This window comes from Micromonospora sp. NPDC049801 (genome assembly GCF_040656575.1).
In the GTDB taxonomy this organism is placed as follows: domain Bacteria; phylum Actinomycetota; class Actinomycetes; order Mycobacteriales; family Micromonosporaceae; genus Micromonospora.
Genome location: NZ_JBFAMS010000011.1, coordinates 51040 through 66136 on the forward strand (window position 1 = coordinate 51040; position 15097 = coordinate 66136).

16 protein-coding genes are annotated in these 15097 nt (G+C 71.6%); 9 read left to right on the forward strand and 7 right to left on the reverse strand.

Features of this window, described 5'->3' with window-relative positions:
- Positions 1-5: 5 nt before the first annotated feature.
- A complete protein-coding gene (gene eno, locus AB0I89_RS20225; protein ID WP_357128744.1) occupies positions 6-1313 on the reverse strand; it encodes a phosphopyruvate hydratase in 1308 nt (435 codons plus the stop codon).
- Between the two features lie 176 nt (positions 1314-1489).
- Between eno and AB0I89_RS20230 the strand changes: the two genes are divergently transcribed.
- Positions 1490-1912 (forward strand): MarR family transcriptional regulator, encoded by a 423-nt coding sequence (locus tag AB0I89_RS20230; protein WP_234583379.1) that lies wholly within the window; start codon positions 1490-1492, stop codon positions 1910-1912.
- 37 nt (positions 1913-1949) lie between these two features.
- Here the strand turns inward: AB0I89_RS20230 and AB0I89_RS20235 are convergent, their stop codons facing one another.
- Positions 1950-2237, reverse strand: a complete 288-nt coding sequence (locus tag AB0I89_RS20235) for a hypothetical protein (RefSeq protein WP_357128747.1) — start codon at positions 2235-2237, stop codon at positions 1950-1952.
- Between the two features lie 346 nt (positions 2238-2583).
- On the opposite strand from AB0I89_RS20235, the gene AB0I89_RS20240 reads away from it, so the two are divergent.
- The 3 genes from AB0I89_RS20240 (at position 2584) to AB0I89_RS20250 (ending at position 4336) form a co-directional block, all read left to right on the forward strand.
- Positions 2584-3396 (forward strand): helix-turn-helix transcriptional regulator, encoded by an 813-nt coding sequence (locus tag AB0I89_RS20240; RefSeq protein WP_357128750.1) that lies wholly within the window; start codon positions 2584-2586, stop codon positions 3394-3396.
- Positions 3387-3569: a DUF397 domain-containing protein gene (locus AB0I89_RS20245; RefSeq protein WP_357128752.1), complete on the forward strand. Its 183-nt coding sequence runs from the start codon at positions 3387-3389 to the stop codon at positions 3567-3569. Before AB0I89_RS20240 ends, AB0I89_RS20245 begins: the two co-directional genes overlap by 10 nt.
- Before the next feature lie 179 nt (positions 3570-3748).
- A complete protein-coding gene (locus AB0I89_RS20250; protein WP_357128755.1) occupies positions 3749-4336 on the forward strand; it encodes a GNAT family N-acetyltransferase in 588 nt (195 codons plus the stop codon).
- On the opposite strand, the gene AB0I89_RS20255 is transcribed toward AB0I89_RS20250, so the two are convergent.
- On the reverse strand, positions 4303-4848 hold the full coding sequence (locus AB0I89_RS20255) for a CGNR zinc finger domain-containing protein (RefSeq protein ID WP_357129242.1): 546 nt from the start codon (positions 4846-4848) through the stop codon (positions 4303-4305). The genes AB0I89_RS20250 and AB0I89_RS20255 overlap by 34 nt on opposite strands.
- Before the next feature lie 86 nt (positions 4849-4934).
- Here AB0I89_RS20255 and AB0I89_RS20260 point away from each other — a divergent pair, with 86 nt between their 5' ends.
- From AB0I89_RS20260 to AB0I89_RS20270, 3 genes are all read left to right on the forward strand, one after another.
- On the forward strand, positions 4935-5891 hold the full coding sequence (locus AB0I89_RS20260; RefSeq protein WP_357128758.1) for a DMT family transporter: 957 nt from the start codon (positions 4935-4937) through the stop codon (positions 5889-5891).
- Between the two features lie 95 nt (positions 5892-5986).
- Positions 5987-6709 carry an HAD family hydrolase gene (locus AB0I89_RS20265; RefSeq protein WP_357128761.1) on the forward strand — a complete coding sequence of 241 codons (723 nt, stop codon included), beginning with the start codon at positions 5987-5989 and terminating at the stop codon, positions 6707-6709.
- Between the two features lie 96 nt (positions 6710-6805).
- Positions 6806-8494, forward strand: coding sequence for a S8 family serine peptidase (locus tag AB0I89_RS20270; RefSeq protein WP_357128764.1), 1689 nt, complete (start codon positions 6806-6808; stop codon positions 8492-8494).
- A 174-nt stretch (positions 8495-8668) separates the two neighbouring features.
- Here AB0I89_RS20270 and AB0I89_RS20275 read toward each other — a convergent pair whose 3' ends face one another.
- Positions 8669-9685 (reverse strand): hypothetical protein, encoded by a 1017-nt coding sequence (locus tag AB0I89_RS20275; protein ID WP_357128767.1) that lies wholly within the window; start codon positions 9683-9685, stop codon positions 8669-8671.
- 217 nt (positions 9686-9902) lie between these two features.
- Entirely contained in the window at positions 9903-10559 is a 657-nt protein-coding gene (locus AB0I89_RS20280) for a helix-turn-helix domain-containing protein (RefSeq protein WP_357128770.1), read from the reverse strand.
- Positions 10560-10622: 63 nt separating this feature from the next.
- On the opposite strand from AB0I89_RS20280, the gene cysS reads away from it, so the two are divergent.
- Positions 10623-12038 carry a cysteine--tRNA ligase gene (gene cysS, locus AB0I89_RS20285; RefSeq protein ID WP_357128773.1) on the forward strand — a complete coding sequence of 472 codons (1416 nt, stop codon included), beginning with the start codon at positions 10623-10625 and terminating at the stop codon, positions 12036-12038.
- Positions 12038-13168: a 23S rRNA (guanosine(2251)-2'-O)-methyltransferase RlmB gene (gene rlmB / locus AB0I89_RS20290; protein WP_357128776.1), complete on the forward strand. Its 1131-nt coding sequence runs from the start codon at positions 12038-12040 to the stop codon at positions 13166-13168. The genes cysS and rlmB overlap by 1 nt, the downstream gene beginning before the upstream one ends.
- Positions 13169-13218: 50 nt before the next feature.
- Here rlmB and AB0I89_RS20295 read toward each other — a convergent pair whose 3' ends face one another.
- Together AB0I89_RS20295 and ugpC are read right to left on the reverse strand one after the other, a co-directional pair.
- Positions 13219-13788, reverse strand: a complete 570-nt coding sequence (locus tag AB0I89_RS20295; protein ID WP_357128779.1) for a hypothetical protein — start codon at positions 13786-13788, stop codon at positions 13219-13221.
- A 170-nt stretch (positions 13789-13958) separates the two neighbouring features.
- The gene (ugpC, locus tag AB0I89_RS20300; RefSeq protein ID WP_357128782.1) at positions 13959-15050 is read right to left on the reverse strand and encodes a sn-glycerol-3-phosphate ABC transporter ATP-binding protein UgpC; all 1092 of its coding nucleotides are present in this window, start codon (positions 15048-15050) and stop codon (positions 13959-13961) included.
- Positions 15051-15097: the final 47 nt, after the last annotated feature.

A 15097-nucleotide genomic window follows, 5' to 3' on the forward strand; every position in this document is an offset into this window, starting at 1 on the left:
ATCGCTCACGCCCGGAGCAGTGCGGCGCGGCCCGCGAAGCGCGCCGAGTCGCCCAGCTCCTCTTCGATCCGGATCAGCTGGTTGTACTTCGCCGTCCGGTCGGAGCGGGAGAGCGACCCGGTCTTGAGCTGACCGCAGCCGGTGGCGACCGCCAGATCCGCGATGGTGGTGTCCTCCGTCTCGCCGGAGCGGTGCGACATGACGACGGTCCAGCCCGCCCGCTGGGCCGTGGCCACCGTGGCCAGCGCCTCGGTCAGGGTGCCGATCTGGTTGACCTTGACCAGGACCGAGTTGCCGACGCCGGTGCGGATGCCCTCGCTCAGCAGCGTCTCATTGGTGCAGAACACGTCGTCACCGGTGAGCTGGCAGCGGTCACCGACACGGGCGGTCAGCTCGCGCCAGCCGTCCAGGTCGTTCTCGGCCATCGGGTCCTCGATGGAGACGACCGGGTAGGCGTCGATGAGCCTGGCGAGGTAGTCGGCGTGCTCGGCGGGCGTGCGGCGTACTCCCTCGCCCGTGTAGTCGTACACGCCGTCGCGGAAGAACTCGGATGACGCCGGGTCCATGACGAGGCCGATGTCCGTGCCGGGGCGGTAGCCCGCGCCCTCGACGGCAGTCAGCACGAAGTCGAGCGCTTCCTCGGCGGTACGCAGCTCGGGCGCGAAGCCACCCTCGTCGCCCACGCCCGTGGAGTGCCCGGCGGCCAGCAGATCGCGGCGCAGGGTGTGGAAGACCTCGCTGCCCATGCGGACGGCTTCGGCGAAGGTGTCCGCGCCCACGGGCACGATCATGAACTCCTGGAAATCGAGTGGGTTGTCGGCGTGGGCGCCGCCGTTGACGATGTTCATCATCGGCAGCGGCAGGAGGTGGGCGTCGGCGCCGCCCAGGTAGCGGTAGAGGGGCTGGCGGTGGGCCGCCGCGGCGGCCTTGGCGACGGCGAGGGAGACGCCGAGAATCGCGTTGGCGCCGAGCCGGGACTTCGTGGCGGTGCCGTCGAGGGCGATCAGTGCGGCGTCCAGACCCGCCTGGTCTGCCGCGTCGCTGCCGCGCACGGCCGCCGCGATCTCCCCGTTGACGTTGGCCACCGCGCGGTCGACGCCCTTGCCGTGCCAGCGCGTCGGGTCTCCGTCGCGCAGCTCCACGGCCTCCCGGGCCCCGGTGGAGGCGCCGGAGGGGACGGCGGCCCGGCCGAACGAGCCGTCCGCCAGCGTGACGTCGACCTCGACCGTGGGGTTGCCCCGGCTGTCGATGATGCGGCGGGCGGTGACGGTCTCGATGGTGGTGGTGACGGTTCCGGCTGCCGGTGCGGACATGGGAGGTCCCTTTCGTTGTCGCCTGCCGTGGCCCCAGCTGCGACAACGCTGGCGCTGGGCCCGACAGCGGCAAACCCTACAGCAATGCTGACCAGTTATGCTGAACAGCCCCGCTGAACAGTATTGCTGTGCAGGTCAGCTGCCCAACAGCGCTGACGAGCGGGGTAAAGTGCCCTGTGCCCACCTCGGAAGCCGCCGCCATCGCCGCCGAACTGCGTACCGCGATGGGCAAGCTCACCCGGCGCGTCAAGCACGAGGACCGCATTCCGCTGGGTCAGATCGCCGTGCTGGGCGCGTTGGACCGCGACGGTGCCATGACCACCAGCGACCTCGCCGCCGACCAGCGCGTACGCCCCCAGTCGATGGCGCGGGCGGTGGGGCTGCTCATGGAACAGAAGCTGATCACGCGACGGGCGCACCCCACGGACGGCCGCAAGTCGCTCGTCGAGCTGTCGGACGCGGGTCGGGCCGCCCTGGAGGCGGAGCGCAGCCGCAGAGCCGGTTGGCTCGCCCAGGCCATCGAGGCGGAACTCACGGATGAGGAGCGGGCACTGCTGGCACGCAGCGCCGCCCTGCTGGAACGGCTCGCCATGCGTTAGACGCTCCCGTCGACGGCAGGGCCGCCGTCGACGAACGTCAGGGTTCGGGCAGTGCCGCCCAGCCGAGGAACCGGACGTAGAGCGCCGCCGGAGCCGGGCCGTCGTGCGGGTTGAGCCGGTACAGGTCGGCCGCCGCGTCGTGCAGGACGGTGCACAGGTAGATGCTCAGCGCGATCCGGTCGTGCGCGTACTCCTGGCGGAGGGTGAGTCGGGCCAGCGCGCACGGCCACGGCGCGGCGCAGACCCGGCAGAGCCACAACGGCCGCAACGGCAGGTGCGGTCGACGGGGTACGGCCGCGCGGTCGTCCGAGACGGTCCGGGACATGGTGTGGGAGTCCTTTCGAGCTGAATCGCTGGCGACATCACCCCCGCACCCGATCAAGATCGTGCTCGATCCTGGATGTAGTGGCCTCGGCACGTGCGGAGGCCACTGTTTCCACGATCGAGCACGATCTTGCGGGGTGGGACCGCCCGGCACGGGGGTTCGGGCGGTCCCGGGCGATGCCGCTGGCCCGGGGGACGGGGAGCGGCGTCGCACTTCACAGTCTGGTGATCGGACGACTACGGTCGGAAGGGTTCGGCCGACCTGTCGTGGCTGCCCTGTTTCCGGGCGGTGCCGGCTCTGTTGGCCGGCTGGAATTGATCGCCGGCGGGTTGGAGAGTGGTCGGGCATGGCCGATGGGCAGATGACGGCGGCGGCGTTCCTGGTCGCGGAGCTGCGCCGGGCGCGGGCTCGCCGAGGCTGGAGCCAGGACGAGTTGGCCAAGGCGGTCAACTACTCGCCGTCGATGGTCAGCGCGGTCGAGTTGGGCCAGCAGCCGCCCACCGCGAAGTACCTGGAACTCCTCGACCGCGCCCTGGACACCGGCGGCCTCTTCAGCCGCATGTCCACCGAGTTGGTCAGCCTGGACCGGGCGCAGGTCTGGCTGCGGGGTTGGCGTGCGATCCTCGCGGAAGCACGAGCGTTGCGGTGGTTCGACCCGCTGCACATTCCGGGACTGCTGCAAACCGAGGGCTATGCCAGGGCGATCTTCGAGTCCGATCGGCTGCTCGATGCCGAGGAAGTGGAGCGGCGGCTGGCAGACAGGCTGGACAGCCAGCAGGTTCTTTACCAGGACCGGCCGCCGCATCTGGTCGCGATAGTTGATGAGGCGGTTCTGCGGCGGCGCGTCGGCGGCCGAAAGGTGATGTGTGAGCAGGCCCTGCACCTGGCTCGGTTGGGGACCGAGCATCCCCGGGTGCAGCTACATGTGGTGCCGCGCAGCGCGGAGGAATATCCCGGCCTGAACGGCCCGTTCATACTCGCCACGCTTGCCGACCACAGCGACCTTGCCTACCTTGGGGGTCAGATCGGCGGCCAGGAACTCGATCTGCCGGCAGATCTGCTCCGCCTACAGTGGACCTGGGAAGCGACCCTCGGGCAGGCGTTACCTCCGCAGGAGTCGATCGAGTTGCTGAGAGAAGTGGCGGAGTCGTGGAGCTGACCCGAGCCCGGTGGCGGAAGAGTAGCCGCAGTGGTTCCAACGACCAGTGCGTCGAGGTGGCTACGGATCTGGGGGGCGTGGTCGGGGTGCGGGACAGTAAGGACCCGGACGGACCCGTGTTGGTGGTCGACGCGTACTCCTGGCGGCTCTTCGTGGTCGCGCCCCCGCGCTGACCCGACCGCCCTCCCCGCGACGGTGGTCGCGGGGTTTCCTGCGCAACTTCAGGGATACTGCTGCTTCCGCGCGGCGTGAGGCAGCAGTATCCCCGAAGTTGCGTGGATCTTGCGGCGGCCGGCGTCGGGCTGCGGGTAATCGGCTCGACGGTGTCCGCGAGTGGCGGGATGATGCGGGCATGTGGGACGGCGATGGCGAGAGCGTGTCGACCGAGCGGCTGCGGATGCGCCGGTTGACGATGGCCGACGTGGACGCGTTCGTCGAGCTTGACGGCGATCCCGAGGTGATGCGGTTCCTCACCGGCGGCGTCGCGACCCCGATGGAGACGATCCGGGACGAGGAGTTGCCGAGGCTGATCGCCCAGTACGAGGGGCATCCCGGCCTGGGGCGTTGGGCGGCGCTCGACCGGGCGTCCGGTGAGTTCCTGGGGTGGTTCGCGCTCGACCCGTCGGCGGACGGCACGGAGGCCGAGTTGGGCTACCGGCTGCGCCGCGCGGCGTGGGGGCGTGGCCTGGCGACGGAGGGGTCCCGGGCGCTGGTCCGGTACGCGCTCGACGTGGTGGGCGTGCGCCGGGTGTGGGCGCAGACGATGGCGGTGAACGAGCGGTCCCGCCGGGTGATGGAGAAGGCGGGGCTGCGTTACGTGCGGACGTTCCACCTGGACTTCGACGACCCGATCCCGGGGACCGAGCAGGGTGAGGTGGAGTACGAGCTGCTGGCCGCCGACGTCGCTCAGGACCGGCCGGCGGCCTTGCGGGCCCGGTAGGCGGTTACGGCGGCGCGGTTGCCGCAGCCGGCCTCGCAGAACCGCCGCGACCGGTTGCGGGACAGGTCGACGACGACGTTGTCGCAGTCCGGGTGCTCGCAGATGCGCAGCCGGCTCAGCTCGCCCGACCGGACCAGGTCGGCGATCGCCATGGCCGCCTCCACCGCCATGCGGGTGGCCAGCGGCGCGTCGCGGGGCACGGCGTGCAGGTGGTACGGCTCGTCGTCGTGCTCGATGAGCTGCGGTAAGGCCCGGTGTTCGCGGAGCAGGCCGTTGATGATGTCGACGACCTCGGGCGGTTCGGCGTCCCAGATGCGGCGCAGGCGGGGGCGCAACTGTCGTACGGCGCGTAGTTCCGCGTCGGTGTGCTCGTGCCGTCCGCTGTAGGTGTGCCGGACGAAGAAGGCGTCCAGCGCGGCGACGTCGGGTAGCAGCTCGCCGTCGCGGCCTCCGGTGTTGACCAGGGCGGTGGCGGCGATCAGCGAGCATTCGGTGTCATGAGCGAACAGCAACTTGACTCCTGTCACGATGGCCGCCTAGCGTCATGGGCACAAGGATAGTTTGCCCATGACGCACGTGCCGCAGCGAGGAGCGCGAGATGCCGCAACGACCCGCCGTCGGCGCCGCGTTGGCGCTCCTCTCCGCCGTCACGTTCGCCACCTCGGGCACCTTCGCGCGCTCACTCATCGAGGCCGGATGGTCGGCCGAGGCCGCTGTCGTCGCCCGGGTCGGGGTGGCCGCCCTGGTGCTCGCGATCCCCGCCCTGCTGGCGCTGCGCGGCAGGTGGCACGTGCTGCGCGACAACAGCTCCGCGGTCGTGATGTTCGGGCTGCTCGGGGTCGCCCTGGCGCAGGTGTGCTTCTTCAACGCCGTGCGCTACCTGCCGGTTGGCATCGCGCTGCTGCTGGAATACCTGGGCATCATCCTCGTCGTGGGCTGGATGTGGCTGCGGCACGGCCAGCGCCCCCGGCGGCTCACCGTGGCCGGCTCCGCCGCCGCGCTGTGCGGGTTGGTGTTCGTTCTGGACCTCACCGGCAACGCCGCCTTCGACCCGGTCGGCGTGCTCTGGGGGCTGGGCGCCGCGTTCGGCCTGGCCGGTTACTTCGTACTCGCTGGCCGGGTCGACCCCCGACTGCCCTCGGTCGCCATGGCCAGCGGCGGGATGGCCGTCGGCGCGGCCGTGCTGCTGCTCATCGGGGTGACCGGGCTGCTGCCGCTGCGTGCCACGTTCGGCGAGGTCACCTTTGCCGGGCAGCGCACCACCTGGCTGCTACCCATCGTCGGGCTCACCCTCGTCGCCGCGGTGATCGCGTACCTGGCCGGCATCGCTGGCAACCGGATCCTCGGCCCCCGGCTGTCGTCGTTCGTCGGGCTGACCGAGGTGCTGTTCGCCGTACTCATCGCCTGGCTGTTCCTCGACGAACTGCCCACCGCCTGGCAACTCCTCGGCGGCCTGCTGATCGTCGCCGGGGTCGCCCTGGTACGCCTCGACGAGCTGCGCGGCGTGCCCGCGCCCGCCGCGCCCGAGCCCGCCCTGGCGGCCGGCACCCGGTGAGGTCGCTGTCGCGGTGAGGTCGCTGTCGCGGTGCGGTCGTCGTGCGGTGTGGTCGTCGTGCGGTGTGGTCGTCGTGCGGTGGGAGAGTGGGTGCCGTGCTGACCACTGTCGTGTTCGACGCTGACGAGACCCTGCTCGACCTGCGGCCCGCGGTGACCGGCGGGCTGGCGGCCGTCCTCGACGAGATGCGGCGTCGCGCACCCGACGCGGCCGGCGTGACGCTCGCCGAGCTGGAATCCGACTGGGGAGCGGTCTTCGGTGAGCTGAGCGCCGCCCCGGTCATGGAGATCCGCCGCGCCGCGCTGGCCCGGTCGCTGGCCCGCGCCGGCCTCGGCGACCACCTCGACGAGATCGCCGACCTCTTCTTTGCCCGCCGGTTCGCCCTCACCCGGCCGTTCCCGGACGTCCCACCGGCGCTGGTGGCGCTGCGCCGCCGGTACACCCTGGGCTTCGCCACGAACGGCAACAGCCGCGCCGAACGCTGCGGGCTCGCCGGCGAGTTCGCCTTCGAGCTGTACGCGCACGAGAACGGCCTGCCCAAGAAGCCCGCCCCGGAGTTCTACGCGGCGGTGGTCGAGGCTGCTGGGGTGCCCGCCGATCAGATCGTGTACGTCGGCGACTCGTGGGAGCACGACGTGGTGGCGCCCCGACGGGCCGGCCTGCGGTCGGTGTGGCTGAACCGGCACGGGCTGCCCCGCCCGGCCGGTCTCATCCCCGACGCGGAGGTGTCCACCCTGGCCGAACTGCCGATGGCCCTGCCGAATCTGCCGGCGGCATCGTCCGACCGGGTGGATCTGGGCGTCGGCCAGGGCGGATGAAGAACAGATTCACCGGCATAACGGACGTTCATCTGGCGGGAACCCGCCAGGTGTTGTGTGATGACGCCACGTCCCTCAACGAGAGGATTCGATGTGGTGAGCAAGCGCTTCACCGTCGGTGCCGTGGCGACCGCGGCGGTACTGGCACTTACGGCAGCGGGCCTGGGTGTACCGGCCAGCGCCGCGCCGAGCACGTCCCGCACCTTCACGGTGGTCGCCGAGGACGGGGTCGCCGTCGACACGGCGGTCGCCGCCATCCGGGCCGCCGGCGGTACGGTGGTGTCCTCGTCCGACGAGGTCGGCATGTTCCAGGTCACCAGTGACCGGGCCGACTTCGCGTCCCGGGCCGCCGCCGCGCCGACCCTGGTCGGCGCCGCCGAGCAGAAGGCCATCGGCCGCAAGCCGAAGCTGGACCGGGTCGAGCAGGAGCACCTGACGGCCGCCACCAAGGCCGCCGCCGGCGCTGCCGCCCGGCGCGGGGCCAAAATGGACCCGCTCGACGACAAGCTCTGGGGCCTGGAGATGATCCAGGCCGACAAGGCCCGCAAGATCGAGCCCGGTGACCGTCGGGTGACCGTCGGCGTACTGGACACCGGCGTCGACGCCAGCAACCCGGACATCGCGCCCAACTTCAACTGGGCGTTGTCGCGCAACTTCGCACCCGACCGGATCGACGTGGACGGCCCCTGCGAGGTGCCGAGCTGCCTCGACGCGGTGGGCACCGACGACGGCGGGCACGGCACCCACGTGGCCGGCACCATCGGCGCCGCCGCCAACGGCTTCGGCCTCTCCGGTGTCGCCCCGAACGTGTCGCTGGTCGAGCTCAAGGGTGGCCAGGACTCCGGCTACTTCTTCCTCGACCCGGTCGTCAACGCCCTGGTCTACGCCGGCCGCAACGGGATCGACGTGGTCAACATGTCGTTCTACGTCGACCCGTGGCTCTACAACTGCACCGCCAACCCGGCCGACTCCCCCGAGGCGCAGGCCGAGCAGCGGGCCATCATCAAGGCCATGAAGCGGGCGCTGGAATTCGCCCACAACAAGGGCGTCACCCTGGTCGGCGCGCTCGGCAACAACAACGAGGACCTGGGCGCGCCGCGTACCGACACGTCCAGCCCGGACTACGGCGCCGACCCGTACCCGCGCCCGATCGACAACAACAGCTGCTGGGACCTGCCCACCGAGGGCCCGCACGTCATCGGTGTGTCGTCGGTCGGCCCGTCCGGCAAGAAGTCGGACTTCTCCAACTACGGCACCGAGCAGATCTCGGTCGCCGCGCCGGGCGGCTGGTTCCGCGACGGCTTCGGAACGGAAACGTACCGCACCGACGCCAACATGATCCTGTCGTCCTACCCGAAGCACGTGCTCCAGGAGGAGGGTTCGGTCGACGCCGACGGCAACATCGTCGCCGGTTTCGAGGAGTCCGTCTTCAAGCAGTGCAAGGCCAACGGTGAGTGCGGCTACTACACCTACCTGCAGGGCACCTCGATGGCGTCCCCGCACGCCGCCGGGGTGGCCGCGCTGATCGTCAGCCGGTACGGCAAGCCGCAGGCCCGGGGTGGCTTCGGCATGTCCCCGGACCAGGTGGAGCAGCACCTCTACCGCACGGCGGCCGAGCACGCCTGCCCGGAGCCGCGCCTGCAGCAGTACCGCAACGAGGGCCGTGACGAGACCTACGACGCGTACTGCGCCGGTGGGCTCAACTTCAACGGCTTCTACGGGTACGGGATCGTCGACGCGTACGCGGCGGTGAAGACCCCGCTCAAGCTCAACGCCCGCCCGTAACGCACCGCCCGCGGGGCCCGGTCGACACTGGTCGGCCGGGCCCTGCCGCGTGCGGCGGTCGGGCGCGATGATCGACCCCGGTTTCTTGGAAGGCGGGGTGTCGCGGTGCCCCGGACAGCCCGGTCTCCAAGAAGCCGAGTGGATCACGGCCGCTCACCGCCGCGGCGCGGGCGTTCATCGCCGCCAGCCGCGGGCGTTCAGGGCGGCGCGCACTTCGCGCAGCACCGCCGGGAACTCGGACCCCATCCGTCGACTGGTCACATGGAGCACCAACCAACCCGCGCCGACGAGCAGATTGAGCCGTCGGCGATCACGGTGCAACTGGTCGATGTCGGAGTGCCACTGCCCGTCGTACTCCACCGCCACCCGGTAGGTGGGCCACGCCAGGTCGGGGTGCAGGACCACGCCGTTGGGCAGGCGCACCGGATGTTGGACGACGGGGCGTGGCAGGCCGCCCAACACCAACCGCGCCCGTAGCTGGGACTCCGGCGGGGACTGGGCCCGCCCGTCGGCCAGGTCGAAGAGCCAATCCGCCCGACGAGCCCCGGGTCGGTCCGTGTTGAGGGCGGCCTCCTTGGCCAGCGCGGCGCTGTCGGTCAGTCCCCGCCCGAGCAACGTGTCGATGATGGGGAGCGCGCGGACCGGGTCGAGCCAGACCGCCGTCTCCCAGGCGGACCGCGCCGGACCCGAGCAGGGGAGCGGGCTGCGCGCCAGGCGATCCGGTCCCGGTGGGCGGGTCGCGCCGGTTGGGCGTCTCGCTTTCGAGGGACCGCTCGCCGGTGGATAGGGGACCGCCCGTTCAGGCCTCGGACCGCTTACGCGCGGGCCGGTGGCGGCGTGTTCGGACGCGGTGTGGACATGCACCCGAAGGCCGCGTTGAGCGCCGACCCGCAACGGTCGGGGCGCGAGGATGTGCACGTCGTCGGTGAAGGCGGCGGCGTGCTCGACGCCGTGCAGGAAGGCGGCCGACGGACCACCCACGACCACCCCGGGCGGCAGCCGCAGGAGCGCGGCGCGGCAGGCCAGGGCGTGGTCCCGGTCCAGTCGGGCGTCGGCGTAGATGTCGTGGCGAACTCGTACCCAGGCGCTGCTGCGTAGCTGGTGCTCGCTGAGCAGGCCATCCCGGACGACCTCGGAGCCGCGGAAAACCTGCCAGGTCAGGGCGTCGGGTCGGTACGGACGTGGTGGCATGCCGAGCAGCGTGCCGCCCGCCGTTCGCCGCCCGGTACCCCTGTGGACAACCCCGCGGAGGGCCCCGCCACCGCCTGTGGAAAACCACGAAGCGCCTTGGAGATCTTGCTATGGGTTGATCGACTCGGCTTTCCAGAAATCGGGGCGTCGCGGGCTCAAGGAGAGCCCGACTTCCAGGAAGCCGAGTCGACCAAGCGTCGCCGAGTGGATCAAGGGGTCAGCGGAGGGTTGCCGCCACGGCCGTCGCGGCGGCCTGCACCTGGGGGCCGACCAGGGCGACGTCCAGCGGGGCGAGCGCGACCACGCCGACGCTGGCCTCCAGGCCCGGTACGCCGAGCACCGGCGCGGCCACCCCGTACGCCCCGGACTCCAACTCGCCGCTGCTGCTCACCGGGTCGGCCGTGCCGCTGCGGCCAGCCAGGATGGCCCGACCCGCCGCGCCCCGGTCCAGGGGGTGTCGCGCCCCCGTCCGGTACGCGACGTGGAACGACGTCCAACTCGGCTCGACCACCGCCAGGGCGACACCCTCGCCGCCGTCCACCACGGTCAGGTGGGCGGTCGCGCCGGCCTGTTCGGCGAGTCGGCGCAGCGCCGGCAACGCGCCCTCGGCGAGCAGCGGCTGGGCGCGTCGGGCCAGGTGCAGCACGCCCGCGCCGATCCGGAGTCGGCCGTCGCTGCCCCGGCGCAGCATGCCGTGCCCGGTCAGCGGGCCGACCAGCCGGTAGACGGCCGCCCGGCCGACGCCGAGCCGGTTCGCCGCCTCGCTGACGGTCAGCCCGGTCGGCGTATCGGCCACCAGGTGCAGAAGCCGTAGACCCCGGTCGAGCGTCTGGGACGTCTCCCCGGTCCGGCTGGACCCTGCCGTCGCATCCACAGCACGCAGCGTACGACCCGGCACCGGCGGACCCGGACAGGCGCGGACGGCTACCCTTGTACGGTGACGCTACGCCTGTATGACACCGCCACCCGATCGGTGCGGGACTTCGTCCCGCGGGAAGCCGGCAAGGTGGGGGTCTACCTGTGTGGTCTCACCCTCCAGGCGCCGCCGCACATCGGTCACCTTCGCTCCGGCGTCAACTATGACGTGCTGCGCCGCTGGTTGCTCGCGGCCGGCTACGAGGTCACGTTCATCCGCAACCTGACCGACATCGACGACAAGATCCTCGTCAAGGCGGGTGAGCAGGGTCTGCCGTTCTGGTCGATCGCGTACGCCAACGAGTTGATCCTCGCCGAGTCGTACCGGGCGTTGAACGTGCTGTCGCCCACCTACGAGCCGCGCGCCACCGGGCACATCCCGGAGATGCACGAGCTGATCACCAAGCTGATCACGGACGGGCACGCGTACCCGGCCACCGACGGCTCCGGCGACGTCTACTTCGATGTGGCGTCCTGGCCGGCGTACGGGTCGCTGTCGGGTCAGTCGCCGGACGCGATGCAGTCGGCCGGCGACGCGCCGGACCGGGGTAAGCGGGACCCGCGCGACTTCGCCCTCTGGAAAGGCGCCAAGCCGAACGAGCCGGCGGACGCGTACTGGCCGTCCCCGTGGGGGCTGGGCCGTCCGGGCTGGCACATCGAGTGCTCGGCGATGTGCTGGCGCTACCTGGGCCCGGAGTTCGACATCCACGGCGGTGGTCTGGACCTGACGTTCCCGCACCACGAGAACGAGATCGCCCAGTCCCAGGCGGCCGGGCTGCCGTTCGCCCGCTACTGGGTGCACCACGGCCTGCTCAACATCGGCGGGGCGAAAATGGGCAAGTCGGCGGGTAACGCCCTGGGCCTCGCGTACGTCGACTCGCTCGGTGTGCGGCCGGTGGAGCTGCGTTACTACTACGCCGCCGCGCACTACCGCTCGGTGATCGACTACTCGGAGGACTCGCTTCGCGAGGCGGCCACCGCGTACCGCCGGATCGAGGGTTTCGTCCAGCGGGCCGTCGAGCGGGTGGGCGCCGGGCAGCTCGGCGAGCTGCCGGCCGGTTTCGTCGCGGCGATGGACGACGACCTCAACACGTCCGCCGCGCTGGCGGTGCTGCAACAGCACCTCCGGGACGGCAACACCGCGCTGAGCGCGGGCGACGATGTGACTGTCCGCACCACCCTGGCCGTCGTACGCGCGATGCTGGATATCCTCGGCATCGACCCCCTCGACGAGGCGTGGACCGGCGGCGGTCGCTCGGACGATCTGCGCGCCGTGGTGGACTCCCTGATCGCGCTGGCCCTGGAGCAGCGCGCGCAGGCCCGGGGCCGTAAGGACTGGGCTGCCGCCGACGCGGTACGTGACCAGCTCAAGCTGGCCGGCGTGGTGGTCGAGGACACCCCCCAGGGCCCCCGTTGGACTATTGGAGAGCAGGACTGATGGCCGGCAACTCGCAGCGCCGTGGCCGGCGACTGACGTCGAAGGCGGGTGCCCCCAAGGGCTCCGGCGGCAAGAACAAGGACTCCCTCGCCGGGCGGGGTCGCACCCTGCCCGCTGACGAGCGGCCGTGGCACAAGGGCTACTCGGGCACCGAGAAGCTGCCGCAGCGCACCGCCTGGAAGCAGGACAAGGAGCGCCGGGTGGCGGCCGAGGAGGGGCGTGCCCCGAAGATCGGTCAGCCGGGCAGCAAGGACACCACCTGGGGCAAGGGTGGCGGTCGGGGCGTACCGGTCGGTCGTGGCGCGACCGGCGGTCGGGGTGGCAAGCCCACCTCGCGCTCCGGTCCCCGGGTCTCCCCGGGGCGCAAGTCCAACCCGTCGAAGGACTCCCCGGAGCTGTTGGTCGGACGCAACCCGGTGCTGGAAGCGCTGCGCGCCCAGGTGCCGGCGACGGCGCTCTACACGGCCCAGGGCATCGACGTGGACGAGCGGACCAAGGAGATCATCCGGACCGCCGCCGACCGGGGCATCGCCAACCTGGAGATCAGCCGGGCCGAACTGGACCGGATGACCGGCGGGGTGCTGCACCAGGGCGTCGGCTTGCAGGTGCCGCCGTTCGCGTACGAGCCCTTCGAGGACCTGGTGGCCGCGTCGCTGGAGCAGCAGGCTCCGCTGCTGGTCGCGCTGGACGGGGTCACCGACCCGCGCAACCTGGGCGCCGTGATCCGGTCGGCCGCCGCATTCGGCGCGCAGGGTGTCTTCGTACCCGAGCGTCGTGCCGCCGGGATCACCGCGACCGCCTGGCGGACCAGTGCCGGCGCGGCGGCGCGGGTGCCGGTGGCCCAGGTCACCAACCTGACCCGGTCGCTGAAGGCGTGCCGGGACGCCGGCTTCATGGTGGTCGGCCTGGACGCCGACGGCGACACCGACCTGTACGACCTGGAGGCCGCCGTCGGCCCGCTGGTGGTGGTCGTCGGTTCCGAGGGGCGCGGGTTGTCCCGGCTGGTCGGGGAGACCTGCGACCTGACCGTCAGCATCCCGATGATCTCCGAGGTGGAGTCGCTCAACGCGAGCGTGGCCGCCGCGGTCACCCTGGCCGAGGTCGCCCGCCGCCGCTCGGTCGAGCTGTAACGACGTCGACGAGGCCCCCTACCGCCCGAAAGCGGTAGGGGGCTTCGTCGTCAGATCTGGTGGAGCCAGGCGACGAAGAAGACCGCACCGGCCATCGCCGTCAGCAGCGTGGCCGGCAGCAGCCAGGCCGGACCCCGCTCCCCGTCGAGGCGTCGGGTCAGTCGTTGGTGCACGGCGGCGATGCCGATCAGCGCGGCCAGCCCGCCGGCCGCCAGTGGCAGGCCGACGAGGAAGTGCGCCAGCCACGCGCCGGCCCGGCTCGGACCGCCCCAGGAGTGGTCGTACGGGCCGGGATCGACCACCCCGTACAGGACGCCGCGCAGCACCATCAACAGCTCGACGCCGATCGGCAGCAGGGCCACGAGGCCGAGCAGCAGGCTGAGCAGCGCGTGACCGAGCACCGCGAGCGTTCCGGGTCGCCGGCCGGGCACGGCCGTCGGGGGTGCGCCGAGCAGGCCGGTCCGCAGGCCCCGCCACCGCGCGACGGCGGCGTCGGCCCCGCCCACCGGGGTGGTAGCCAAGGTGAACAGGGCGACCGGTACCAGCGTCGCGCAGTAGGCGAGGCTACGGCCGGCCCGGCGGATGATCTGGTTCCGGTGGGCGGTGGCGGTGGCGGACACGGCGTCTCCTCGGGCTCGGTGTGCCGCGAACGCTAGGGATACGGCACACCCCGCCGCGTCACCCCGGGGAGCCACGCTCGCGCTGGCTCCCGGGGATGACGACCCCTCCCGGGTACGACGAAAGGGGCGGCCCGCCGCAGCGGACCGCCCCTTTTCGGTACGGCGTTACGTCAGATCCGGCTGCCCGTGGTGGCGTGGAAGACGTGGCTGCGGCCGGCGCGCGGCTTGACGAACACGGTGTCGCCCATGTTCGGCATGCTGCGGCGGTCGGTACGGACGACGAAGCGCTCCGAGTTGCCACCCAGGGCGGCGTGGCCGTAGACGTTCGCGTCCGAGCCCAGGTCCTCGACCAGCTCGACGACGACCGGCATACCGCCCTCGGTCGGGCTGACCAGGTCGCAGTCCTCCGGACGGAAGCCGACGGTGACCTTGCCGTCGCCACCCTCGGCGCGGGCCGCCTCGACCTGCTCGCGGGTCAGCGGGATACGCAGCTCGGCGAACTCGGCGCCCTGCTCGTGCAGCGGGACGGTCTTGATGTTCATGGCGGGAGAGCCCATGAAACCGGCGACGAACACGTTCGCCGGGGTGTCGTAGAGCGCCCGCGGGGTGTCCACCTGCTGGAGCACACCGTCGAGCAGCACGGCGACCCGGTGACCCATGGTCATGGCCTCGACCTGGTCGTGCGTCACGTAGACGGTGGTGACGCCCAGCTTGGCCTGGAGCGACGCGATCTGCGTACGGGTCTGGACACGCAGCTTGGCGTCGAGGTTCGACAGCGGCTCGTCCATGAGGAAGACCTGCGGCTCGCGGACGATCGCCCGGCCCATGGCCACCCGCTGACGCTGACCACCGGAGAGCGCCTTCGGCTTGCGGCTCAGGTACTCCTCGAGCTGGAGCAGCCCGGCCGCCTCCTTGACCCGCCGGTCGATCTCCGACTTGGAGGTCTTGCGCAGCTTCAGGGCGAACGCCATGTTCTCGTACACCGTCATGTGCGGGTAGAGGGCGTAGTTCTGGAAGACCATCGCGATGTCGCGGGCCTTCGGGGGAAGGTGGGTGACGTCCCGCTGGTCGATGTAGATCGAGCCGGCGTCGACGTCCTCCAGCCCGGCGAGCATCCGCAGGCTGGTGGACTTGCCGCAACCCGACGGGCCGACGAGAACGAGGAACTCGCCGTCGCCGATCTCGAGGTTCAGCTCGTTGACGGCGGGACGCTCGGTGCCCGGGTAGATCCGGGACGCCTTGGAATAGGTGACCGTAGCCATGGTGGTGCGCTTCCTTTCACCGGCAGGAACGTGCCGGACGATCCGAG

Bases quoted from the DNA above. Each gene is read 5' to 3' on its own strand.
- AB0I89_RS20240 (WP_357128750.1), top strand. From the start codon at position 2,584: ATGGCCGATGGGCAGATGACGGCGGCGGCGTTCCTGGTCGCGGAGCTG.
- rlmB (WP_357128776.1), top strand. From the start codon at position 12,038: ATGGCCGGCAACTCGCAGCGCCGTGGCCGGCGACTGACGTCGAAGGCG.
- AB0I89_RS20235 (WP_357128747.1), bottom strand. From the start codon at position 2,237: ATGTCCCGGACCGTCTCGGACGACCGCGCGGCCGTACCCCGTCGACCG.
- AB0I89_RS20275 (WP_357128767.1), bottom strand. From the start codon at position 9,685: ATGCCACCACGTCCGTACCGACCCGACGCCCTGACCTGGCAGGTTTTC.
- ugpC (WP_357128782.1), bottom strand. From the start codon at position 15,050: ATGGCTACGGTCACCTATTCCAAGGCGTCCCGGATCTACCCGGGCACC.
- AB0I89_RS20250 (WP_357128755.1), top strand. From the start codon at position 3,749: ATGTGGGACGGCGATGGCGAGAGCGTGTCGACCGAGCGGCTGCGGATG.
- eno (WP_357128744.1), bottom strand. From the start codon at position 1,313: ATGTCCGCACCGGCAGCCGGAACCGTCACCACCACCATCGAGACCGTC.
- AB0I89_RS20260 (WP_357128758.1), top strand. From the start codon at position 4,935: ATGCCGCAACGACCCGCCGTCGGCGCCGCGTTGGCGCTCCTCTCCGCC.